We start from the raw sequence: 20,712 nt of genomic DNA, 5'->3' as shown, positions 1-20,712 counted from the left end.
CGTTGCGTATGCGTTGAATACTCGGCCTCGGAAGTCGTTGGGGTGGAAGACACCTGCGGAGGCGTTTAACGAGCAGCTATTGTTGGTTCAACAAGCCGGTGTTGCATCGACCGGTTGAATCCGGTCAATTTCGCAGTCGGAAGCTCCGCCGTGCTCTTGACCAGCACGGCATGGTCGGGTCGATGGGCCGGGTTGGTGCTGCTGGCGATAACGCGGCGATGGAATCGTTCTTCAGCCTGCTGCAGAACAACGTCCTCAACCGGCGCACCTGGGCCACAAGAGAAGAACTGCGGCTCGCGATCGTGACCTGGATCGAGCGCACCTATCACCGGCGGCGGCGACAGGCCAGGCTCGGGCGTTTGACGCCGGTCGAGTACGAGGCCATCATGAACGAGCAGGTCGCACTCGCTGCCTGACCAAGCTGTCACCAACTCGTGCAGCAGACCCCGTGGCGTGGGCCTGGTTTGGCTTGTTTCTGCGGTTGTTGGGGGTGTTTCGGGTGAAACTGTGGGGGGATCTCGCCCTACATTCCGCAACACTTAAGAGGTTTGGTTTGTCTCGTGGTCTTGGTGTCGTTCAGCGGCAGATTCTGGATGAGCTCGCAGCGCTTCCACCTGGTTCGGGTGTGCTTGTTGGGGACGGCGGCTGGTCGTATCGTCGTGCGGCGCGTGGGCTCGCGGCGCGTGGTTTGGTCAGGCTTGAGAGTCGTCGGATGTTTGGGCGTCGGCGTTTGCTTGCTTTGCTCGTTCTGTGAGCCAGTCTTGTTCGTCGTCAGCGAGGTGGGCGCTCTCGCTTCCGGGAACGTCTACCCAGCTGACTATCGGGACGCCGTAGTTTCGGGCGTTGATGATCGCGTGGAATGTCTCGCCCGTGATCTGTTGGTCGGGATCTCGCAGCAGGGATTCTTGGATGTGCGTGGAAAGCTTCGGGAACCATTCTTCGATGCTCTTAACAAATTCAGTCATGTGCTGATCGTAGAAGCTTGCTCGGCCAAGGGCGAGCGTTAATGCGTTTCTGTATCACGAGGCCGGCTCTCAGATCGCACCCTTCTGCAGCGTTGAGAAGAGAGCTACGCTCAGCAGTATGAGTAAGAGAGAAGAGATTCGGGCCCACGTGTTGAATGCGCTTGCAACGAAGCTGGGGGACGTCGTCAGCACTAGCTCAGAGCTAAGCCTCGTCTACGAGTTCAGCGGCGAGGTTGACGGTAGGCCGTTGAGAGTTGTCGTGAAGCAGTTCCCCGCTGGTGAGAATCCAGAGACTTACGGCGGCCGAGAGAAGTGGAGTGTTGAACTCTTCGGTGAAGATGGTGAACTTGACAGGTTCCATAACCCGGAGGATTCTCTGGAGCTAGCGTTCGACATGGTGAACTGGGACAAGGTCAAGGACTATTTCGTGAAGTAAGAGGGCTCCCGGTGGGGACGCCGTAGCAACATCCTGGCAACACTTTCCCGAGAACAGATGCTCGTGAGGGTTCCCCAGCAAATCGAAACTCCGCGTAAAAACAACGATCCTCGAGTTCGCTACGGCACTAGGCCGATCCTGTTAGGGTTCGATTCTCCCAGGATCCACCGAATTGCCCCGGCTTCAGCGAGAGATCGACGAAGCCGGGGTTTTCTCGTTCTTACCCTCCGACAACGGACCGACGACGCGGAGTTGTGCGGGAATCGCTTCGTCTATGCGAAGCCCCCAGTGGCGCAGTAACCGGGCTTCGCAGCACTGCTCATGCCCGTGTACTGCGACATTGCGGTGCGCGACCTCTGTGCACAGGGTTATCCTCACCTGGGGATAACTTACACGCGTGTAATTACAGACGTGTAGTTCTATGTCATCACCTCGAAAGGGAGCGTGGCCTTCCCGGTTTCACGTGAAACCCCCTGCGCCCCCGCCGACGACTGCAGTCGGGCCGTGACCGCGGTGCAGCAGCGCCCACAACATCACCTCGGATCATACAGATGGCCACTGACATCGGTGCGTGCGCTCGCCTGCGCGCCGGGCACACGACTCCTCGACTCCTGTGGACAGCGGTGTGAAGAACGGCGCGGGAGGGTGGATCCGAGGAGGAGGGTACTGAGGAGGATGAGATCGAAGCGGAGTAGGGAAAACCCGAAGGGATCCCTCCGGCCCCCTCGGTGCCGGGCCGGGGGAACCAGCGCCTACCGTAGGGGGTATGAACGACACGGTTCCCCTTACCGACCCGGCACCCGGGCCCGATCCCGCGGCGCGGACTATCGGGCCCGAGCAGCCCACCGTACCGCTCGTCTCCGAGCAGCCGGCACAGTCCGAGCGTCCCGCGCAACTCGACGCGGGCGTCCAGGGTTCACCGGACAGGCCGACGGGCCAGGCGGCAGCATCTACCGCTCCGACTGCGCCGCTCGACCCGGCTCCCGACCGAGCCTCCACCGCGCAGCTCAGCGGTGTCCCGGCGCCGACCGCACTGCAAGACCCGGCTCCCGCCGCCGCGCCCGAGCCGCCCGCGCCCGTCGCCTCCCCGCAGCGGCATGACCGACGACCGCCGCTGCGCATCCTCCTCACCATCCTTCACCTCAGCGCCTACGGCGTCGTCGGCTTCGGTCTCATCGGCACGCTGTTCGGCATGCTCGGCACGGGAATCGCACTGATCTTCGTGATCGGCGTCGGCCTGGTGGTGCTCGTCGCGCTGGTATATGCGCTGTTCGGCATAGCCTGGTTCGAGGCCCAGCGCGTCGCCGGGTTGTACGAACTCGATGTGCCGCCGCTGCGACTCGTCCCCGCGCGGAGCCCAGGTTTCAAGGGCTGGCTCGGCGCCGTCTGCAGGCAGAGCATCGACGGGCGCATGTGGCGATCCCTCGCGAACTTCGGGCTCTCGAGCACGATGGGCGCACTCGTGCTGTTCTGCGCGCAGGGCGCGGTGCACGGGGTCGTGTACGCGCTGTCGTCGGGCAGGGGTGCAGACTTCGTCGCGCTCGTAGGCTCGGTGCTGGCGCTCGCCGTGATCGTCGGCACGGCCCTGCTGCACCGTCTGCTCAGCATCGCGATCATTCCCGCCGGGGTGCGCGAGAAGGAACTCACGGAGCGCGCCGCCAAGAGCGCGCAGCAGCGCGAGGGCGCGGTGCGCGCGGCAGACCTCGAGCGCACCCGCATCGAGAGGGATCTCCACGACGGCGTGCAGCCGCGCCTCGTCTCGGTGGGCATGACCCTCGGCCTCGCCCATCAGAAGATCGACGACGACCCCGAGGCGGCGAAGGCGCTCGTCGCCGAGGCGCACACCTCCACGAAGGCGGCCATCACCGAGCTGCGTCAACTCGCCCGCGGCATTTACGCCTCGGTGCTCGACGACCGCGGCCTCGACGCCGCCCTCTCGGCCCTCGCGGCACGCTCGCACATCCCGGTGCAGCTCGACGTGCGGATGTCGGGTCGCTGCTCGCGCGACGCCGAGGCCGCCGTCTACTTCGCGATCGCCGAGTCGCTGACCAACGCGGCCAAGCACTCGCGGGCGGGGGAGTGCCGGGTGGTCGTGCGCATGCGCGACGACGGCGCCACTCTCTGGGCTCGCGTCGAGGACAACGGCATCGGCGGCGCCAGGGTGGTGCCGGGCGGCGGCCTCGACGGCATCATCAACCGCATCATCGCGGCCGGAGGCACGACCGCACTCGACAGCCCGCAGGGCGGGCCGACCGCACTGGAGGTGAGCGTGCCATGCGCATCCTGATCTGCGAGGACTCCGTTCTGCTGCGCGAGGGGCTCGTGCGCCTGCTCGAGCACGGCGGCCACGAGGTGGTCGCGGCGCTCCCGGACGCCGACGGGGTCATGGAGGCCGTGACCGACAGGGATCCCGAGCTCTGCATCCTCGACGTCCGCCTGCCCCCGAGCTACACCGACGAGGGCATCCGCGCCGCACTCGCGCTGCGCAGGCAGCGGCCGGGCCTGCCTTTGCTCGTGCTCTCGCAGTACGTCGAGGAGCGCTACGCGAGCGAGCTGATCGCCGCGCAGGGCGGTGCCTTCGGCTACCTGCTGAAGGACCGCGTGGCCGACGTGGGGGAGTTCATCGAGGCGGTCGAGCGGATCGCCGGCGGTGCCACGGTGCTCGACCCCGAGGTCGTGGCGCAGCTGCTCGCGCGGCGCAGCGTCGACGAGCGGATGCGATCCCTCACCGACCGCGAGCGCACCGTGCTCTCCGCACTCGCCGAGGGCAGATCGAACCAGGCCATCGCCCAGCTGCTCTTCCTCTCGGAGGCGAGCGTCGAGAAGCACATCACGGCGATCTTCCAGAAGCTCGGCCTCGAGCCCGACGAGGGCGGCAACCGCCGCGTGCTCGCGGCCATCGCGCACATCGAGCACTCCGGCACCGACTTCACGAACACGATGGGAACGACATCATGAGCACTCAGACGAACACACCGGGAACGCCGAGCGGTTCGGGCGATAGGGATCCGCGGCGCTCCGCGGCCGCGCGCCCCATCATGATCGCGACGGCCGCCGTCGGCGGGCTCGTGCTGCTCACCGCGGGCGCCTCCGCAGCCTTCGCGGCCGTGAGCGACGCCCGCGCCGCATCGCCGGTCGCTGCGCAGCAGGGCGTCACCGATCTCACCGGCATCACCGGGGTCGACCTCGACATCGGGGGCGCAGACGTGACGCTCGTGTTCGGCGACGTCGAGGAGGCGAGCATCGCTGCCGCGGGGCGCGACAGCGACCGCTGGCGCATGGTCCGCAGCGGGAGCGAGCTCGTCGTCGAGAGCCCGAGCCGCTTCTTCGATCTCTGCCTCGGCTGGTGCGACGAGCGACGGGCGGCCACCATCACCCTGCCGAACGAGCTCGAGGGCGTCGACCTCGACATCTCGCTCGGTTCCGGTCAGGTGCACGCCGACGGGACCTTCCGCGACCTCGGCATCGATGTCGGGGCGGGCAAGGCGATCGTCACCGGCTCGGCCCGCAGCGTCGACGCCGAGTTGAGTGCGGGCGCGCTCGACGCGGAGCTCGCCGACGTGCGCAGCGCCGCCTTCGAGGTCTCGGCCGGCGGCGGGGATGTGCGGCTCACGGGGCGCGCGCCCGACGAGGTCGAAGCCGAGGTGAGCGCGGGCTCGCTCAAGCTGCAACTGCCCGACGAGATGTACAGGGTCGACACCGACGTGTCGGCGGGCGACATCACCAACGAGCTGCGCGTCGACAGCGCCTCCGAGCACCGCGTGACCGCATCGGTGTCGGCCGGCGACCTCGTGCTGCTGCCGGGGGAGAAGCCCGCGCGCTGACCGCCGCGGGCCGGCCGCCGCGCTCCGGATCGCGCCCCCGATCGCGCCGGGAGGCCCGCGGCCCGACGCATAGACTGGGGTCATGGCTGAGTGGCGGGAGGACATCCTCGGGCCGGGGTTCGAGTGCCTCGACCTGGACCTCGGCGAGGACGAGGAGGGCCCGCTCGTCGCCACCCTCGTGCGATCCCTGCCGACGCCCCGATCCCTCGCCGCCAGACTGCTGCGCCGGGAGCGCCCGCTCGAACGGCTCGACGTGCTCTACGTGCACGGCTGGTCGGACTACTTCTTCCAGCGCGACCTCGCCCGATTCTTCACCGACCGCGGGGCCCGCTTCTTCGCGCTCGACCTGCGCAAGTACGGGCGCAGCCTTCGCGACGGGCAGACGGCCGGCTACATCGGCGACCTCGACGACTACCACGAGGAGATCGACCTCGCCCTCGACGAGATCGCGGCCGATCAGCCGCCAGGCGCTTCAGGCATGCTCGGCGCTCCCGGCGCTCCTGCCCGCAGGCTCGCGCTCTTCGGGCACTCGACGGGCGGCCTCGTGCTCAGCCTGTGGGCCTCGGAGAACGCGGACCGCTTCGATGCGCTGCTGCTCAACAGCCCCTGGCTCGAGTTCCAGCTGTCGGGCGCCGCGAGGCAGCTGATCATGCCGATCGTGAATTTCAGCGCCCGCATCCGCCCTCGCGAGGTCGCACCGCAGCTCGATTACGGCTTCTACACCCGCGCGCAGCGCGAGGTCGGCCCGGCCGACGAGCTCGCCGACATCAACCCGATCTGGCGCCCCGAACAGACCCACGCGGTGCACAGCGGCTGGATGCGGGCCATCCTCTCCGGCCACGCACGTGTCAGCCGCGGCCTCGACATCGACGCGCCCGTGCTCACGCTGCTCTCCAGCCGGTCGGCCGCTCCGCTGCGCTGGAGCGACGAGCTGCTGCACGCGGACACGGTGCTCGACGTCGACGAGGTCGCGAAGGCGGCGCTGCGCATCGGATCGTCGGTCACGGTGGAGCGCATCGACGGCGCGCTTCACGACGTCTTCCTGTCGAGCGTCACGGTGCGCGACGATGCCTATCGGCGGCTCGAACGCTGGCTGACGGGTTGGCGCGCCGCCGACAGGCTAGGCTCGTAACATGGATCTTCGAGTGGCCGCCTACGCGGTGGTGGAACGGCGCGGCAAGATCCTGCTCACCCACTGGCGGCGCGGCCACCTGCACGGCTGGACCCTGCCGGGGGGCGGCTTGGAGAGCGGCGAGGACCCGCGCGAGGCCGTCGTGCGCGAGGTGCTCGAGGAGACCGGGCTCGAGGCCAGGGTCGGCAAGCTGCTCGGCGTCGACTCCCGCGTCATGGTTCGCGAGGAGGTTCCCGAGGGATCCGACCCCGAGCTGCACACGATCCGCATCGTCTACCGCGCATCGGTGAAGGACGGACCGCTGCGGCATGAGATCGGCGGATCCTCCGACGAGGCGAGGTGGGTGCCGATCCGCGAGATCCGATCGCTGCGAACGCTGTCGCTCGTGCAGACGGGCATGCGCATGGCCGGTATCGGTCGCCGGCCCCAGGGCAAGCAGGGCGGAAAGCCCGGTAATCGTCAGGTCAAGCAGGGCAAGCCCAAGAAGTAGGAACGGCGCCCGCCCAGGAGGGCGAGCGCCGTTCGAAGCTACTGCTCGTTCTCGGGAGCGACCCAGAGCTCGTCGTCGGTGCGGAACGCCTGCCAGATCGCGTAGCCGACGCCGACCGCCGCGGTGACGCCCAGGCCGATGGCGATCCAGCTGCCGGCCCGCTTCTTCTTCTCGGGCTTGAGGTAGCCGGTGCGCTCGCCGAAGCCGCGCACCTGCTTGGCCGCCTCGTGGCTGTCGAGTTCGTCGAGGGTGCGAATGGTGCGCGCGAGGGCGGCCGCGACGAACGGCATGCTGAAGCGGCGCACGTTGTCGGCTGCGCGGCGCGCGGTTGCGACGCCGCGGTCGACCGCGGGACGCACGGTCTCGAGGGTCTCATCGACGCGGGGCGCCAGGTGCTCGTCGCTCAGGCGCTTCGCCTGGCGGCCGGCCTCGTGCAGCACGCCACCGGCGTGACCGAGCACGACGCGCTGCTGGTCGAGCAGTTCCTGCGCCTCCTTCCTCAGACGGCGAAGTTCGCGGCGGCGCTTACGTGAGAGTTTCATCCCTGTCCTCCTCGGCTCGACGAGGCGTTTCGCCCCGAGCGATGGTCGCGATGGTCTCCACGCTACACCGTACCGCCGACCTTTCGCGCAGGGCCTTGCGGTTTGCGCGCCGGTGTGTCAGCGCGCACCCGACTCCCGGGCGGGCGCGCAGCACCCGACGCCTAGACTTGATCCATGACTATTCACACCTCCGTAGCCACCGTTCACACCAATCACGGCGACATCGTGATCAACCTCTTCGGCGACCACGCGCCGAAGACGGTGAAGAACTTCGTCGATCTCTCCGAGAAGGGGTTCTACGACGGCGTCATCTTCCACCGCATCATCCAGGACTTCATGATCCAGGGCGGCGACCCCACCGGCACCGGCACCGGCGGCCCCGGCTACACCTTCGACGACGAGATCCACCCCGAGCTCGTCTTCGACAAGCCCTACCAGCTCGCCATGGCGAACGCGGGCAAGCGCCGCGATATGACCGGCAACATCGCCGGCACGAACGGTTCGCAGTTCTTCATCACGACGATGGCCCCGGCCTGGCTCAACGGCAACCACACGATCTTCGGCGAGGTCGCCGACGACGCTTCGAAGAAGGTCGTCGACGAGATCGCCGCCGTGCCCGTGGGCGCGATGGACCGCCCCGTCGAGGACGTCGTGATCACCGGCGTCGACATCGTCGAGGCCTGAGGCGACCGCGGTGGCGAACGGACCCGCGTACGGCGAGCGCGTCGAGTACGGCCCGGATGACGTCTGCTACCGCCATCCCCGAACGCACAGCTTCACCCTGTGCCAGCGCTGCGGGCGCACGATCTGCGCCGACTGCCAGGTCGTGTCGTCCGTCGGCGTGCTGTGCCCGGAGTGCGTGAAGCAGACGCAGCCGGGCGCGGCGCAGCGCGCTGCGCGCTCGGCGCGGGTGTCGGGCCGCAGGCTCGCCGCGCTCGACACGCCCGTGACCTACGGCATCATCGCGGTGAACCTGGTGGTCTTCGCCGCCCAGCTCGTCGGCCGGTACTTCCTCGCCGACGACGTCACGCGCGCGCTCTGGTACGCGCCGCTCTACTCGCTGCCCGGTTCACTGCTGCCCGGCGACCTCGGCTTCGAGCCGTGGCGCATGCTGACGGCCATGTTCACGCACTCGACGGGCTTCATCTTCCACATCCTGTTCAACATGTATGCGCTGTGGCTCTTCGGCCGCAATCTCGAGCAGATGATCGGACGGGCGCAGTTCCTGGTGCTCTACCTCTTCGCTGGGCTCGGCGGATCCCTCGCCGTCATGCTGTGGGTCTACGCCGATCCGACCACGGTGAACGTGCCGACCGTCGGTGCCTCTGGCGCGATTTTCGGCGTGCTCGCTGCGACCCTCGTGGCGTTCCGGGCGGCGAGGGCGAACGTCACGTCGCTCGCGGTGCTGATCGGTGTGAACTTCGCGATCGGGCTCATCCCGGGCGCATCGATCTCGTGGCAGGCGCACCTCGGCGGCATGGTCGTGGGCGCGCTCACGATGTGGCTGCTCCTCGCGAGCCGCGGACCGCGGCACCGCGGGCGCCGCGTCGCCTCGCTCGTCGGGCTCGGCGCGGTGCTGGTCGCGCTGGCCTTCTCCTATTTCCTGGTGCTGCCCGGCATCTTCGGGTGAGGGATCCCTCGCCCGCGCAAGGCGCGAGAACGACGAAGGCCCCCGGTCTCCCGGGGGCCTTCGTCAGTTATCCACAGGCTTGTTCACACCTGGGGAAGAATTACACGGGTGTGATTCTGAAGCGAGGGATCGCGTCACTTCCACCACGGCGTCATCAGGAAGCCGATGAGCACGAGGCCGAAGCCGATGAAGATGTTGGCCTGGCCGAGCGACGGGATCGGCAGCTGCAGGTTCATGCTCGTGATGTAGTAGAGCACGATCCAGAGCAGGCCCAGCAGCATGAAGCCGAACATCACCGGCTTGAACCAGACGGGGTTCGGGGCCTCCTTGCGGGCAGCCGCGATCGCCTCGCGGTCCTGCTTCGAGACCTCGGCCGACTTGCGCTTGCTCAGATTCTTGCCCGGTGCTGCCATGGCACCGATTCTACCGGGAATCCGCCTGGGACGTCAGGCCCGGCAGGCGAGGCCGGGCCGCGTCCGCGAGGCACGGGAGGCATGACAGGGATCCACAGGCTCGGCGGGGAGCGACCTCCTAGAATGTGTGCATGGTCGCCACACGCCGACGCCGGGCACGTCTGAGCCCGCTCACCGTCTTCGGCGAACTGCTGCTCGTCGGCGGGCTCGCGGTATTCGGCTACATCGTCTGGCAGCCCTGGCACACCGGCCTCTCGGTCACGGCGAAGCAGACCGACCTCTCGGCGCAGGACTCCGCGAGATGGGACGCGGAGGCGAAGCCCCCGCAGACCGAGGGCGTGCCGGTGACCCCGGTGCCCGCGGCGGGCGAGGTCTTCGCGGTGCTGCACGCACCCGCGTTCGGCACCACCTACGCCAACCGCGTCGCCGAGACCACGGACTGGTGGACGGTGCTGAATCTCGACGAGAAGGGCATCGGCCACTACGAGACCACGCAGATGCCGGGCCAGCCGGGCAACTTCGCGCTCGCGGGGCACCGCTCGGGGCCCCTCATCAACTCCTTCCGTGAGGTGATGAACCTGCGCGTCGGCGATCCGCTGTTCATCGAGACGGCCGACGGCTGGTACACCTACCGCTTCCGCTCGATCGAATACGCGCTGCCCGACGAGGTCGACGTGCTGAACCCCTTCCCGCGCCTGGAGGGAACCCCCGGCACCGACCAGATCCTGACCATGACCACGTGCCACCCCAAGCTCGCGGGCAGCGACGAGCGCGCGATCGCGTACTCGGTGTTCGAGGGCTTCCAGCCCCGCACAGACGGGCCGCCCGCCGAACTCGTCGAACTCAATCCCACGATGGAGGGCACGCAGGCGCCGAGAGGAGACCAAAGCTGATGTTCTCGCTGCTCTGGCGATTCTTCCCCGGCCCGGCCTGGCTGCGGGTCATCGTGCTGATCATCGCGCTGGCCGCCCTGGTCTACGCCCTCATCACCTACGTCTACCCGTGGGTGGCGCTCCAGATGCCCGAACAGGAAGTGACGGTGGACTCATGACGCGGATCCTGGTCATCGACAACTACGACAGCTTCGTCTACACCCTCGGCGGGTACCTGCAGCAGCTGGGAGCCTCGATCGAGGTGATTCGCAACGACGATGTCAGCGCGGGCGAACTCGAGCGGCTCGTCGAGAGCTTCGACGGCGTGCTGATCTCTCCCGGGCCGGGCACCCCGGCCGATGCCGGCGTCTCGATCGCGATGGTCGGCCTCGCCCTGCGCACCGGTGTGCCGCTGCTCGGCGTCTGCCTCGGGCACCAGGCCATCGCGGAGGCGATGGGCGCCACGGTGACCCACGCCGAGGAGCTGATGCACGGCAAGATCTCGCGGGTGCGCCACTCCTCCGACGCCTTCTTCGACGGCGTCGCCCCGGAGTTCAACGCGACCCGCTACCACTCCCTCGCCGTGGTGCGCGACACGGTGCCCGACTGCCTCGAAGTCACGGCGGAGACCGAGAGCGGCATCGTGATGGCGCTGCGCCACCGCGAGCTGCCGATCTACGGCGTGCAGTACCACCCCGAGTCGGTGCTCACCGAGGGCGGCTACCAGCAGCTCGGCAACTGGCTGCGGGTCGCGGGTCTCCCGAACGCCGCGGAGCTCGCAGCGTCGCTCTCCCCGCTCATCCAGCGCTAGGGATCCTGCCGCGAGGGATCAGCTGCCGCAGTAGGAGATCTCGATCTTCGAGCCCTGCGGCTGCTGGCCCACGATGGATTGACCGATCACCGGGTAGCCGCTCGCCGCGGCGCAGTCGTTGCGCGCGATGAAGTCCGCGTCGAGCGCGAGCCCCTCGATGAGGCCCTTCGCGACATCGAAGGGCTGATTGGTGAGATCGGGCACCTTCACCATGCCGCTCGAGACGGTGATCTCCACGGAGGAGCCGGAGTCGAGGCGGGTGCCGGGCTCGGGGGACACCGCGAGCACGCGGCCCTTCGCCTCCACCGGGTCGTCCTGCTTGGTCACGAGACCGATGTTGAGGCCCAGCCCCTCGACGAGTTCGGTGTACTCCTCCTGGCTCATGCGCGAGAAGTCGGGCACCTCGGCCGACTCCGGTCCGGTCGAGACGTAGACGGTGATCTTGTCGCCGGGGGCGAGCACGGCGCCCGCCGCGGGGTCGGTGGAGATCACCTTGCCGCTCGGCACCTCATCGTTGGTCTGCTCGACGGGCAGCGCGATCAGCTCCAGTTGCCTGAGCGCCGTCAGCGCGTCCTCACGATCCTGGTTCACGAGGTCGGGCACCTCGCGAGCGCTGTTGGGCTGGAACTCCTGCGGCGCCAGCGTCACGAGCCAGAAGACCACCGCGACGATGACGGCGCCGATGGTGAGGATCGCCGCCCACGTCCACATGACGGGCGGCCGGCTCTGGGTGCGGGCAACGCCGCCGCCCTCGGCGAGCTGCCGCAGTGCGAGGTCGGATTCCGAGACCTCCTCGCCGCCCGAGAAGAGCACACCGGTCGGCTGGGTGGGCAGGGTTAGCTTCGGCATCTTGCCCTCGGCCGCGAGGCGCAGCGCCTCGCGGAACTCGGAGGCGGTCTGGAACCGCTTCGCGCGATCCTTCGAGAGGCCGTAGAGCACGACACGATCGAGCTCCGGGGTCACCTCGGGGGCGCGCTGGCTGGGGGCCTCGGGCCGCTCGCTGACGTGCTGGTAGGCCACGGCCACCGCCGTGTCGCCGCGGAACGGCACGTCGCCGGTCAGCAGCTCGAACAGCAGCACGGCCGTCGAATAGAGGTCGGTACGGGTGTCGATCGACTCGCCCTTCGCCTGCTCGGGCGAGAAGTAGGCGGCCGTGCCGAGGATCGCCGTGGTCTGCTGCAGCGTCGAAGAGGTTTCGGAGACGGCTCGCGCGATGCCGAAGTCCATCACCTTCACCTGACCGCTCTTCGTGATCATGATGTTGGCGGGCTTGATATCGCGGTGCACGATGCCGGCGCGGTGCGAGTACTCGAGCGCGGTGAGCACCGAGTCGACGACGCGGCAGGCCTCGGCCGACGACAGCCGATCCTCGGCGAGGAGCTGGCGCAGGTTGGTGCCGTCGACGTATTCCATGACGATGAACGGGAGGCGCTTCGGCCCCTCCGCCGTCTGGATCAGGTCGTCGCCCGCGTCGAACACGCGCACCACCGTCGGGTGCGCCATGCGCGAGGCCGACTGCGCCTCCTGACGGAAGCGGGAGCGGAACTCCTCGTCGCCCGCGAGGTCGGACTTCATCACCTTGATCGCGACCTGACGACCGAGCTTGGTGTCGGTGCCGCGGTAGACGGTCGCCATGCCGCCCTGACCGATGAACTCCCCGATCGCGTAGCGCCCGGCGAGGATGCGCTGGTCGCCGGCAACGGGCGTCTCGGGCATGTCCACCTCTTCCGTGCTCATGGGGTTCTCCAAGTCTAGAGGGTCGATCGGGGGAATCTTCTGCGGTGTCAGTTATCGTCGCCCGAGGCGTTGCCGCTCGAACCGTTGTTCGAACCGCTGTTCGAGTTGCCCTGGTTCTGCTTCGGGTTGATCGTGACCGCCAGAGGGGCCGACGCCGGCGAGGTGGCGGTGAAGCTGCCGTTGGTGCAGTCGAAGGTGTAGGTCACGGAGAGCTGACCGGGGGCGCCGGCGGTGATCGTGGCCGATCCGCCCGATGCGGGGGTCTTCAGCTGTCCGCCTGAGACCTGCACCTGGAAGTTCGTCGGGCTGCCCAGACCGGCGGGGCAGGTGCCCGAGATGCCCTGGATGACGAAGTCGTCGCCCTCTGTAGCGCTCGCAGGCCCGGTCGGCGCACCGGGCGCCGCGATGTCGCCGAACGGCACGCTGTAGGTGAGCGTGATCGTCTGGTTGAACGGCACCTTGTCGCCCTCGGGATTGACCGCGGTGACGACGTTCGCCTGCTCAGCCGGGACGGGATCGCCCTCGACCGCGCGCACATCGGTGAAGCCCTCGCCCTGCAGCAGGCCGACCGCCTGGTCGATGTTCATGCCGAGCAGCTGGTCGGGGTCGACCACACCCGTCGTCGGAGTGGTGTCCTTCTTGGTGGTGGTCTTCTTCGACGTGGTGGTGGTCGGCGTCTTGTCGTCGCCCCCCTGGTTCAGCAGGGCGATCGCCGTGCCGCCGCCGATGAGCAGCAGCAGCGCGAGCAGCGTGATGAGCGGCCACGTCCAGGGGCTGCGCTTCTTCTTCTGCGGCTCCTCCTCCGCGGCTTCCTCCTCGTCCTCGGGATTCGGGGTCTGGCCGGCGAGCGCCGTGGTCTGCGGCATCACCGTGGTGGCCGCGTCGAGCGCCTGCGTCTGCTGGGGCATGACCGAGGTCGCGGGCTCGGAGTCGCCGAGCACCTGGGGCACGTAGCTCGCGGCGAGGCGCACGTCGCCGCGGTGCAGCGCGGCGGCGGCCTGCGCCAGCTTCGCCGCGGTCTCCGGCCTGCCGGCCGGATCCTTCGCGAGGCACGAGAGCACCAGGTTGCGCACGGGCTCCGGCACATCGGTCGGCAGATCCGGCGGGGTGTCGTTGATCTGCGCCATGGCGATCGCGACCTGCGACTCGCCGGTGAAGGGGCGCTTGCCCGCGAGGCACTCGTATGCGACCACGCCGAGCGAGTAGATGTCGGTCGCCGCCGTCGCCGTGTGGCCGCTGGCCTGCTCGGGCGCGAGGTACTGCACCGTGCCCATGACCTGCCCGGTCGCGGTCAGCGGCACCTGATCGGCGATGCGCGCGATGCCGAAGTCGGTGATCTTCACGCGCCCCTCGGGCGTGATCAGCAGGTTGCCTGGCTTGATGTCGCGATGCACGAGGCCCGCGTCGTGGGCGGCCTGCAGCGACGTCGCGGTCTGCGCGACGATGCCGAGCACGCGGTTGGCGGGCAGGCGCCCCTCGCGCTCGATGATCGCCGAAAGCGGTTCGCCGGGAACGAGTTCCATGACGATGTACGCGGATCCCTGCTCCTCGCCGTAGTCGAAGACGTTGGCGATTCCCTCGTGGTTCACGAGCGCGGCGTGGCGGGCCTCGGCGCGGAAGCGCTCGAGGAACCCGGGATCCCCCATGTACTCGTCCTTGAGGATCTTGATGGCCACCGTGCGGCCGATGATGCTGTCGCTGGCCTTCCAGACCTCGCCCATGCCGCCCACGGCGATCCGCGAGCTGAGCTCGTAGCGTCCGCCGAATGTGATCCCTGCCGCTGGCCTCATTCGCTCAACACCGCTTCCATTACTCGTTTTCCGACTCCGGTGGGCAGGTCGAACGAACCTCCCACGTAGTTGTTCGCCTCGCCGCCGCCGTTCTCGATGACCACGGCGACCGCCACCTTCGGGTCATCGACGGGCGCGAATCCCGTGAACCACAGCGTATAGGGTAGATCATTCCCGTCGGCGTCGGTGCCGTTCTCGGCGGTGCCCGTCTTGCCCGCCACGCGGACGCCGGGAATGGCCGCCATCTGGGCGTACGCCCCGGGGTCGCTGACGCCGTGCTCCATCATGCTCGCCACCGTGTCGGCCGTCTTCTTCGAGACAGGCTTCGAGAACTCCTCGGGGGAGTACTCCTTCTCGACCCGCAGGTCGGGGGTGATCACCTGATCGACCAGGTAGGGCTTCATGACCGTGCCGCCGTTCGCGATGCCCGATGACACCATCGCCATCTGCAGCGGGGTGGCGCGCACGTCGAGCTGGCCGATCGACGAGAGCGCCGCCTGCGCCTGGTCGGCCGGCAGCGGCGCCGAGCTCGGGGTGACCTCGGTCGGGATCTCGAGCTCCTGCCCGAAGCCGAATGCGCGTGCCATGTCGGGCACCGCGTCTCGGTCCATCTGCATCGCGACCTCGGCGATGGGGATGTTGCAGGAGAACACGAGGGCCTGCTGCAGCGTCGTCTCGGCGCCGCCGTCGCCGCAGGCCGCGCGGGTCGAGTTGTGCATCACGGCGCTCGACTGGGGCAGCGCGAGCTCGGCGGGGTTCGCGAACTTCGTGTCGGGGCCCGCCGTTCCGCTCTCGACCGCCGCCGCGGCGACGACGATCTTGTAGACGGAGCCCGGGTGGTAGAGGTCGCCTCCGATGGCCCGGTTGTCGAGCGGTGCCGTCGGATCTTCCTCGAGCTGGCGATAGTTCGCGATGATGTCGGCGTCGTTGTTGCTCGAGAGCACGTTGGGGTCGAAGCTCGGCGTCGACGTCAGCGCGAGGATGCGCCCCGTCTTCGGCTCGATCGCGACGACCGCGCCCGAGAGGCCCGCCTCGGAGAGGGCCGCCACCGCGGCCTCCTGCGCCGCCGGGTCGATCGTGGTCTCGATCGAGCTGCCCTGCGGAGACACGCCGTTCAGCGTGTTCATGATGCGGGTGAAGAACTGCGCGTTGCCCGAACCCGACAGGTCCTGGTTCATGGCCGACTCGAGGCCCGTCATGCCCTGCGTGTGCGAGTAGTAGCCGGTGACGGGAGCGTACAGCGGCCCGTTCGTGTACTGGCGCACGTAGCGGTACTCGTCGCCGGTCGGAGCCGAGTACGCGATCGGGTCGCCGTCGATGAGGATCGACCCGCGCTCGACCTTGTAGCCGTTCTTGATCGTGCGTCCGTTGAGTTCGTTCGCGCGCAGTTCGTCGGCGTTCACGAACTGGATCATCGTCACCGCGAAGAACAGCAGCAAAAACATGCCGAACACGGCGCGGGTGAGGAGCTTCAGCGGTTTGTTCATGCGCGGATCACCAGCTTAGGTCGGTTGCGCACCGAGTTCGACAGGAGCAGCAGCAGCGCGATGATGATCCAGTTCGACACCAGCGACGAGCCGCCGGCCGCGAGGAACGGCGCCGTCAGGCCGGTGAGCGGGATCACGCGCGTGACGCCGCCGACCACGATGAAGACCTGCAGTGCGATCGTGAAGGCGAGGCCCGAGGCGAGCAGTTTGCCGAAGTCGTCCTGCCCGGCGAAGCCGATGCGCAGGCCGCGAGCTACGAGCAGCAGATAGGCGGCGAGGATGATGAACAGGCCGATGAGGCCGAGCTCCTCGCCCAGGCTCGGGATGATGTAGTCGCTCTGCGCGAGCGGCGTGTCCTCCGGGTAGCCCTGGCCGAGCCCCGTTCCGGTCATGCCTCCGTTCGCCATGCCGAACAGCCCCTGCACCATCTGGTGGCTGGCGCCGTACGGATCGGCGAAGGGATCGAGCCAGTTCGCGAAGCGGCGGTTCACGTAGTCGAGGGTCTGGCTGGCGACCAGGCCGCCGACCACGAAGAGGCCGCCGCCGATGATGATCCAGCCGATGCGCCCAGTCGAGAGGTAGAGCATCGTCAGGAAGAGCCCGAAGTAGAGCAGCGAGGTGCCGAGGTCTCGCTGGAACACGAGCACCGACATCGCGGCGAGCCAGAAGACCAGGATCGGGCCGAGATCCCTCGCCCTCGGGAACCGGATGCCGAGAATCTTCTTGCCCACCATCGCGAGCGAGTCGCGGTTGCGCACGAGGTAGCCCGCGAAGAAGATCGCGAGCAGGATCTTCGCGATCTCGCCCGGTTGGAACGAGAAGGGGCCGAAGTGGATCCACACGCGGGCGCCGTTGATCTCCTGACCGATCACGGGCAGCATCGGCAGCAGCAGGAGGATCACGGCGGCGAGGCCCGTGAGATAGGTGTAGCGGAACAGCACCATGTGGTTCTTGATCACCACGAGCACCGCGATCGCGGCCCCGATCGCGACCGCCGACCACACCAGCTGTCTGATCGAGGTCGACTCCCAGCCGCTCACCTCGCGGGCGAGGTCGATGCGGTAGATCATCGCGATGCCGATCACGTTCAGCAGCACGGCGATCGGCATGATCAGCGGGTCGGCATCCGGGGCCACCTTGCGCACCGTGAGGTGCAGAGCGAACACGGCGACCACGAAGACGATCCCTGTCGGAAGCAGAGCGAGCGACGGGTGCCCGAGCACCGTGAGATCGATGATCACGACGGCCGCGACGCCGACCGCGAGTGCGAACAGCAGCAGCGAGAACTCGAGGCCGAGCAGCTTGCGGGGTGCGCGGATGGCCGTGATGCGCTGCAGCACGGTCTCGCTGGTGCGCGTCTTCTCGAAGGTGCGCGGCTTGGCCGCCGCCGAGTCACTCATCGTGCACCCCCAACCGCAGAACGATCTCGCGCGCCTCCTCCAGGGAGCCGGCGCCGAGCGTGCGCTCGACCTGACGCTGCTCGAGCCCGTCGAGCTCGTCGAGCGGGATCTCGGTGTTCTCGGCCACGGAGTAGAGGGAGAGGGATCCGATGTCCTGCTGCACGCCGCGGTAGATGATGACGGTCTCGCCGTCGGTGCCGACGAAGTAGCGGCTCTGCGTCCACTGGTAGCCGAAGAGCACCGCGCCGCCGACGGCGAGCAGCACCGCGAGCGCTCCGAGCGCCCACAGGAGGCGGCGGTTGCGATTGCGGCGGCGGGTCTCGGCCATCAGCTCGGCGAGGTATTCGTCGACGCGCGGCTCGAAGTGGCTCTCCTCGACCTGCGGGGGCTTGCGCACGGGGCGGCGGCGGCCCATGAGGCGAGTGCGCGCCGTGGTGACCTCGCCGTCGCGGACCTCCGGGGAGGTGGCGGCCGAGCCTGCGAAGCGGCGATTCGGCTCGGGGAGCTCGCTGGTCTCGTGCGGGTCCGAGACGGGGGCCTCGGTGGTCTCGACGAGCACGACCGTGACGTTGTCGGGGGCGCCGTGGGCGAGGCTCTTGTCGATCAGCCCGTCGACCGCGCCCTGCAGCGAGCGGCGGCGGCGCAGCACCTTCTCGATGTCGGAATCCTCGACGTAGCCGCAGAGACCGTCCGAGCACAGCAGCCAGATATCGCCCGGCTGCGTGTCGAGCACTTCGGTGTCGATGTCGGGGGAGGCGTCGACATCGCCGAGCACGCGCATCAGCACGGAGCGGCGGGGGTGGGTCTTCGCCTCCTCCTCGGTGATCTTGCCCGCGTCGACGAGGCGCTGCACGAAGGTGTGATCCTTCGTGATCTGGCGCAGCGCGTTGTCGCGGAAGAGGTAGAGGCGGGAGTCGCCGATATGGGCCAGCGAGAGCTGATCGCCGACGGTGACGAAGCCGGTGAAGGTGGTGCCCATGCCCGCGAGCTCGGGACGCTCGACCACGGTGTCGCGGAGCTTGGTGTTGGTCTTGAGCACCGCCTTGCGCAGAGTCTGCGCGGTTGCGCGGGCGTCGGCCGAGGGGTGGCCGTCGAGCTCGGCCATGGTCCGGGCCGCGATCGCGGAGGCGACGTCGCCTCCGGCGTGACCGCCCATGCCGTCGGCGACGAGGAACAGATAGTCGCCGGCGAAGCCGGAGTCCTGGTTGTTGGACCGCACCATCCCGACATGCGAGCCGATGGCGCTCTCGTAGCCGACCGTCACGCTCAGGGCCTCAGCTCGAAGGTCGTGGTGCCGATGGTGACCGGGGTGAACAGGGGCACGGCGACAGGCTTAGTGATGCGCTGGCCGTCGAGGCGTGTGCCGTTGGTCGAGTCGAGGTCGGTGAGGATCCACTGATCGCCGTCGCGTGCGAGGCGTGCGTGGTAGGTCGAGGTGTACTCGTCGACGATGACGAGGGTGGAATCGCCGCTGCGACCGATGGTGACGACGTCTTCATCGAGGTCGATCGAGGTGCCCGTGGCGACGCCGGAGGAGATGTAGAGGTGCTTCGCGGGGCCGGAGGACCCGGCCGATGGGAGGTTGGGAGTGGCCGCCGGTGTCGGAGCGGGTGCGGCTTGCGCCATCGGCCGTTGGGAGGCCGCCGCTGGGATCGCAGCGGCCTGCGGGGCCGACTCGCCGTTCTTCATCCTCCGCACCGGGGTGCCGAAGAGATCGCTGCGAAGGGCGTAGACGATCGCGAAGATGAAGAACCAGAGCAGCAGCAGGAAGCCGATGCGGAGGATGAGAAGGGTCAGTTCGCTCACAGGCCTCTCCAGAAGTCCTGATCGATGCCGGGGGTCTCGCCGGCCGACGGCATCTCCGATGGGAGCGGAGTCGCGTTCGGGCGGTTCTGGGGTGCCGGGCGGTTCTGTTCTGCGGGTCTGCTCTGCTGCGCGGGTCTGCTCTGCTCGACCGGAGCGGCGGAGGCGCTGCGGGGCGGCTGGGTGGCCGGTTTGCGCGATGAGCGGCCGGGCGCCATCTGGAAGCGGAGCGCCGTCTGGCCGATGGTGATGACGATGCCCGGCGCGAGGGCGGCCTCGCGGAAGCGCTGGCCGTTGATCTTGGAGCCGTTGGTCGAGCCGAGGTCGCGGGCGATGCCCGCCGCGCCGTCCCAGATCAGTTCGAGGTGCTTGCGCGACGCCGCGTTGTCGGTGATGCGGATGCCGCAGTCGCTGCCGCGGCCGACCGTGGTGGTGCCGCGGGGGAGTTCGTGCTTGGTGCCGTCGACCTCGATCACCGCGACCCAGTCGACCGCGCCCTCGACACGCGAGGCATCGACCTCGAGCACGCCCACCGTGAGCGAGCCGTCCGACCGGATCTCGACATCGGGATCGCCCAGCAGCTGGTAGCTCTGGCGCTTGGCGTGCTTCACGACGACGCCGCGCAGTTCCTGCTCGAGCGTGTGGCCGACGTTCTGCAGACGCTCCGCGTCTTTCGGGGCCACCCGCACCACGAAGCGGTTGGGGGCGAGCACGCGGTCGCGGTCGACGATCACCGCGCCGATGTCGAGCTCGCGCTTGAGCGCCGAGGCTATCTCGACGGGCTGCACGCCGGAGCGGAACGTGCGGGCGAATGCGCCGTTGACGGCGCGCTCGAGCCCCCGTTCGACGCTGTCCAGAATGCCCACGTGCCGGTCTGCCTCTCCGTGATGGTGCCGCGAAAACGTGTCTCCGGGAGCGCGGTCGCGCTCCGGTGGGGTTTAGTTTAGCCCGCTTTGGTGTGAGAGAGGTTCGCCTGCTAAGCTTGGAGAGTTGTCCGATCCGAAAGGCTCGGAGAGCAACTCGCGCGAGTGGCGGAATTGGCAGACGCGCTGGCTTCAGGTGCCAGTGCCCGCAAGGGCGTGGGGGTTCAAGTCCCCCCTCGCGCACGAGGGTTGTTTCAGGAAATCAAACACCTGATCATCACGAAATAGCAGAAGGCCCCTGATCTGGTTGGCGGTTTCAGGGGGTTAGCGCAACACCGGTGAGTAGTGCTTCTAGCTTCTCACGTGGTGTGGCCCAGCCCAGGGTTTGTCGGCTCATCGGAATTGAGGGTGTAGGAGCGGTCTGAATCCGCCGGCTTCGAGCAACGACCGCGCAATGTAGTGGGTCAGGTTCCGGAACCCCAGCGCGGAGCCACGGAGGTGTTCGAGCCGACCATTG

Annotated in this window: 21 protein-coding genes, 1 tRNA gene and 1 pseudogene; 13 read left to right on the top strand and 10 right to left on the bottom strand. The window is 68.3% G+C overall.

Annotated features, from left to right (window positions below; all coding sequences use genetic code 11):
* Positions 1 to 125: 125 nt before the first annotated feature.
* Positions 126 to 416: pseudogene (locus J4H91_RS14245) on the top strand (integrase core domain-containing protein); the annotation flags it as partial.
* A 276-nt stretch (positions 417 to 692) separates the two neighbouring features.
* Here the strand turns inward: J4H91_RS14245 and J4H91_RS14240 are convergent.
* Positions 693 to 965, bottom strand: a complete 273-nt coding sequence (locus tag J4H91_RS14240) for a hypothetical protein (protein ID WP_208046918.1) — start codon at positions 963 to 965, stop codon at positions 693 to 695.
* A 118-nt stretch (positions 966 to 1,083) separates the two neighbouring features.
* On the opposite strand from J4H91_RS14240, the gene J4H91_RS14235 reads away from it, so the two are divergent.
* The 6 genes from J4H91_RS14235 to J4H91_RS14210 all read left to right on the top strand — a co-directional run bounded on the left by J4H91_RS14235 (position 1,084) and on the right by J4H91_RS14210 (position 6,847).
* The gene (locus J4H91_RS14235; RefSeq protein WP_208046917.1) at positions 1,084 to 1,401 is read left to right on the top strand and encodes a hypothetical protein; all 318 of its coding nucleotides are present in this window, start codon (positions 1,084 to 1,086) and stop codon (positions 1,399 to 1,401) included.
* 766 nt (positions 1,402 to 2,167) lie between these two features.
* Complete coding sequence (locus tag J4H91_RS14230) at positions 2,168 to 3,688, top strand: sensor histidine kinase (protein ID WP_208046916.1); 1,521 nt, start codon at positions 2,168 to 2,170, stop codon at positions 3,686 to 3,688.
* Complete coding sequence (locus tag J4H91_RS14225) at positions 3,676 to 4,359, top strand: response regulator transcription factor (RefSeq protein ID WP_208046915.1); 684 nt, start codon at positions 3,676 to 3,678, stop codon at positions 4,357 to 4,359. Before J4H91_RS14230 ends, J4H91_RS14225 begins: the two co-directional genes overlap by 13 nt.
* On the top strand, positions 4,356 to 5,225 hold the full coding sequence (locus tag J4H91_RS14220; RefSeq protein WP_208046914.1) for a DUF4097 family beta strand repeat-containing protein: 870 nt from the start codon (positions 4,356 to 4,358) through the stop codon (positions 5,223 to 5,225). The genes J4H91_RS14225 and J4H91_RS14220 overlap by 4 nt, the downstream gene beginning before the upstream one ends.
* A gap of 82 nt (positions 5,226 to 5,307) precedes the next feature.
* Positions 5,308 to 6,357, top strand: a complete 1,050-nt coding sequence (locus tag J4H91_RS14215; RefSeq protein WP_208046913.1) for an alpha/beta hydrolase — start codon at positions 5,308 to 5,310, stop codon at positions 6,355 to 6,357.
* 1 nt (position 6,358) lies between these two features.
* Positions 6,359 to 6,847 carry an NUDIX hydrolase gene (locus tag J4H91_RS14210; protein WP_208046912.1) on the top strand — a complete coding sequence of 163 codons (489 nt, stop codon included), beginning with the start codon at positions 6,359 to 6,361 and terminating at the stop codon, positions 6,845 to 6,847.
* A 38-nt stretch (positions 6,848 to 6,885) separates the two neighbouring features.
* Here the strand turns inward: J4H91_RS14210 and J4H91_RS14205 are convergent, their stop codons facing one another.
* Entirely contained in the window at positions 6,886 to 7,389 is a 504-nt protein-coding gene (locus tag J4H91_RS14205; protein WP_208046911.1) for a DNA/RNA helicase, read from the bottom strand.
* A gap of 174 nt (positions 7,390 to 7,563) precedes the next feature.
* On the opposite strand from J4H91_RS14205, the gene J4H91_RS14200 reads away from it, so the two are divergent.
* Both J4H91_RS14200 and J4H91_RS14195 read left to right on the top strand, forming a co-directional pair.
* Positions 7,564 to 8,073, top strand: coding sequence for a peptidylprolyl isomerase (locus tag J4H91_RS14200; RefSeq protein WP_208046910.1), 510 nt, complete (start codon positions 7,564 to 7,566; stop codon positions 8,071 to 8,073).
* A 10-nt stretch (positions 8,074 to 8,083) separates the two neighbouring features.
* A complete protein-coding gene (locus J4H91_RS14195; RefSeq protein WP_208046909.1) occupies positions 8,084 to 9,019 on the top strand; it encodes a rhomboid family intramembrane serine protease in 936 nt (311 codons plus the stop codon).
* Between the two features lie 134 nt (positions 9,020 to 9,153).
* Here the strand turns inward: J4H91_RS14195 and J4H91_RS14190 are convergent, their stop codons facing one another.
* A complete protein-coding gene (locus J4H91_RS14190) occupies positions 9,154 to 9,432 on the bottom strand; it encodes a cell division protein CrgA (RefSeq protein ID WP_208046908.1) in 279 nt (92 codons plus the stop codon).
* A gap of 131 nt (positions 9,433 to 9,563) precedes the next feature.
* Here J4H91_RS14190 and J4H91_RS14185 point away from each other — a divergent pair, with 131 nt between their 5' ends.
* Genes J4H91_RS14185 through J4H91_RS14175 form a run of 3 tightly spaced genes read left to right on the top strand, consistent with a single transcriptional unit; the run spans position 9,564 to position 11,115 of the window.
* Positions 9,564 to 10,325 carry a class E sortase gene (locus J4H91_RS14185; RefSeq protein WP_208046907.1) on the top strand — a complete coding sequence of 254 codons (762 nt, stop codon included), beginning with the start codon at positions 9,564 to 9,566 and terminating at the stop codon, positions 10,323 to 10,325.
* Entirely contained in the window at positions 10,325 to 10,483 is a 159-nt protein-coding gene (locus J4H91_RS14180) for a hypothetical protein (RefSeq protein WP_208046906.1), read from the top strand. The genes J4H91_RS14185 and J4H91_RS14180 overlap by 1 nt, the downstream gene beginning before the upstream one ends.
* Complete coding sequence (locus tag J4H91_RS14175; RefSeq protein ID WP_208046905.1) at positions 10,480 to 11,115, top strand: anthranilate synthase component II; 636 nt, start codon at positions 10,480 to 10,482, stop codon at positions 11,113 to 11,115. Before J4H91_RS14180 ends, J4H91_RS14175 begins: the two co-directional genes overlap by 4 nt.
* 18 nt (positions 11,116 to 11,133) lie before the next feature.
* Here J4H91_RS14175 and pknB read toward each other — a convergent pair whose 3' ends face one another.
* The 7 genes from pknB to J4H91_RS14140 are packed head-to-tail and all read right to left on the bottom strand — an operon-like array spanning position 11,134 to position 20,198.
* Entirely contained in the window at positions 11,134 to 12,852 is a 1,719-nt protein-coding gene (gene pknB, locus J4H91_RS14170) for a Stk1 family PASTA domain-containing Ser/Thr kinase (protein WP_208046904.1), read from the bottom strand.
* A gap of 47 nt (positions 12,853 to 12,899) precedes the next feature.
* Positions 12,900 to 14,642 (bottom strand): protein kinase domain-containing protein, encoded by a 1,743-nt coding sequence (locus tag J4H91_RS14165; protein ID WP_208046903.1) that lies wholly within the window; start codon positions 14,640 to 14,642, stop codon positions 12,900 to 12,902.
* Positions 14,639 to 16,129 carry a peptidoglycan D,D-transpeptidase FtsI family protein gene (locus tag J4H91_RS14160; protein WP_208046902.1) on the bottom strand — a complete coding sequence of 497 codons (1,491 nt, stop codon included), beginning with the start codon at positions 16,127 to 16,129 and terminating at the stop codon, positions 14,639 to 14,641. Before J4H91_RS14160 ends, J4H91_RS14165 begins: the two co-directional genes overlap by 4 nt.
* Positions 16,126 to 17,529 carry an FtsW/RodA/SpoVE family cell cycle protein gene (locus J4H91_RS14155; protein WP_208046901.1) on the bottom strand — a complete coding sequence of 468 codons (1,404 nt, stop codon included), beginning with the start codon at positions 17,527 to 17,529 and terminating at the stop codon, positions 16,126 to 16,128. The genes J4H91_RS14160 and J4H91_RS14155 overlap by 4 nt, the downstream gene beginning before the upstream one ends.
* Positions 17,522 to 18,793 (bottom strand): Stp1/IreP family PP2C-type Ser/Thr phosphatase, encoded by a 1,272-nt coding sequence (locus tag J4H91_RS14150; RefSeq protein WP_208046900.1) that lies wholly within the window; start codon positions 18,791 to 18,793, stop codon positions 17,522 to 17,524. The genes J4H91_RS14155 and J4H91_RS14150 overlap by 8 nt, the downstream gene beginning before the upstream one ends.
* Positions 18,794 to 18,795: 2 nt before the next feature.
* Positions 18,796 to 19,335 (bottom strand): FHA domain-containing protein FhaB/FipA, encoded by a 540-nt coding sequence (locus J4H91_RS14145; RefSeq protein ID WP_208046899.1) that lies wholly within the window; start codon positions 19,333 to 19,335, stop codon positions 18,796 to 18,798.
* Positions 19,332 to 20,198 (bottom strand): FhaA domain-containing protein, encoded by an 867-nt coding sequence (locus J4H91_RS14140; RefSeq protein ID WP_208046898.1) that lies wholly within the window; start codon positions 20,196 to 20,198, stop codon positions 19,332 to 19,334. Before J4H91_RS14140 ends, J4H91_RS14145 begins: the two co-directional genes overlap by 4 nt.
* A 156-nt stretch (positions 20,199 to 20,354) precedes the next feature.
* Between J4H91_RS14140 and J4H91_RS14135 the strand changes: the two genes are divergently transcribed.
* Positions 20,355 to 20,438 (top strand) — tRNA-Leu (locus J4H91_RS14135).
* The last annotated feature ends 274 nt before the right edge of the window (positions 20,439 to 20,712 follow it).

The sequence above is a fragment of the Leucobacter ruminantium genome (assembly GCF_017565705.1).
GTDB classification, from domain to species: Bacteria; Actinomycetota; Actinomycetes; order Actinomycetales; family Microbacteriaceae; genus Leucobacter; species Leucobacter ruminantium.
The sequence above is the reverse complement of the archived record's forward strand: the minus strand, read 5'-3'. Positions and strand labels throughout refer to the sequence as shown.

Bases quoted from the DNA above. Each gene is read 5' to 3' on its own strand.
- J4H91_RS14240 (WP_208046918.1), bottom strand. From the start codon at position 965: ATGACTGAATTTGTTAAGAGCATCGAAGAATGGTTCCCGAAGCTTTCC.
- J4H91_RS14235 (WP_208046917.1), top strand. From the start codon at position 1,084: ATGAGTAAGAGAGAAGAGATTCGGGCCCACGTGTTGAATGCGCTTGCA.
- J4H91_RS14230 (WP_208046916.1), top strand. From the start codon at position 2,168: ATGAACGACACGGTTCCCCTTACCGACCCGGCACCCGGGCCCGATCCC.
- J4H91_RS14225 (WP_208046915.1), top strand. From the start codon at position 3,676: ATGCGCATCCTGATCTGCGAGGACTCCGTTCTGCTGCGCGAGGGGCTC.
- J4H91_RS14220 (WP_208046914.1), top strand. From the start codon at position 4,356: ATGAGCACTCAGACGAACACACCGGGAACGCCGAGCGGTTCGGGCGAT.
- J4H91_RS14215 (WP_208046913.1), top strand. From the start codon at position 5,308: ATGGCTGAGTGGCGGGAGGACATCCTCGGGCCGGGGTTCGAGTGCCTC.
- J4H91_RS14210 (WP_208046912.1), top strand. From the start codon at position 6,359: ATGGATCTTCGAGTGGCCGCCTACGCGGTGGTGGAACGGCGCGGCAAG.
- J4H91_RS14205 (WP_208046911.1), bottom strand. From the start codon at position 7,389: ATGAAACTCTCACGTAAGCGCCGCCGCGAACTTCGCCGTCTGAGGAAG.
- J4H91_RS14200 (WP_208046910.1), top strand. From the start codon at position 7,564: ATGACTATTCACACCTCCGTAGCCACCGTTCACACCAATCACGGCGAC.
- J4H91_RS14190 (WP_208046908.1), bottom strand. From the start codon at position 9,432: ATGGCAGCACCGGGCAAGAATCTGAGCAAGCGCAAGTCGGCCGAGGTC.
- J4H91_RS14185 (WP_208046907.1), top strand. From the start codon at position 9,564: ATGGTCGCCACACGCCGACGCCGGGCACGTCTGAGCCCGCTCACCGTC.
- J4H91_RS14180 (WP_208046906.1), top strand. From the start codon at position 10,325: ATGTTCTCGCTGCTCTGGCGATTCTTCCCCGGCCCGGCCTGGCTGCGG.
- J4H91_RS14175 (WP_208046905.1), top strand. From the start codon at position 10,480: ATGACGCGGATCCTGGTCATCGACAACTACGACAGCTTCGTCTACACC.
- pknB (WP_208046904.1), bottom strand. From the start codon at position 12,852: ATGAGCACGGAAGAGGTGGACATGCCCGAGACGCCCGTTGCCGGCGAC.
- J4H91_RS14165 (WP_208046903.1), bottom strand. From the start codon at position 14,642: ATGAGGCCAGCGGCAGGGATCACATTCGGCGGACGCTACGAGCTCAGC.
- J4H91_RS14160 (WP_208046902.1), bottom strand. From the start codon at position 16,129: ATGAACAAACCGCTGAAGCTCCTCACCCGCGCCGTGTTCGGCATGTTT.
- J4H91_RS14155 (WP_208046901.1), bottom strand. From the start codon at position 17,529: ATGAGTGACTCGGCGGCGGCCAAGCCGCGCACCTTCGAGAAGACGCGC.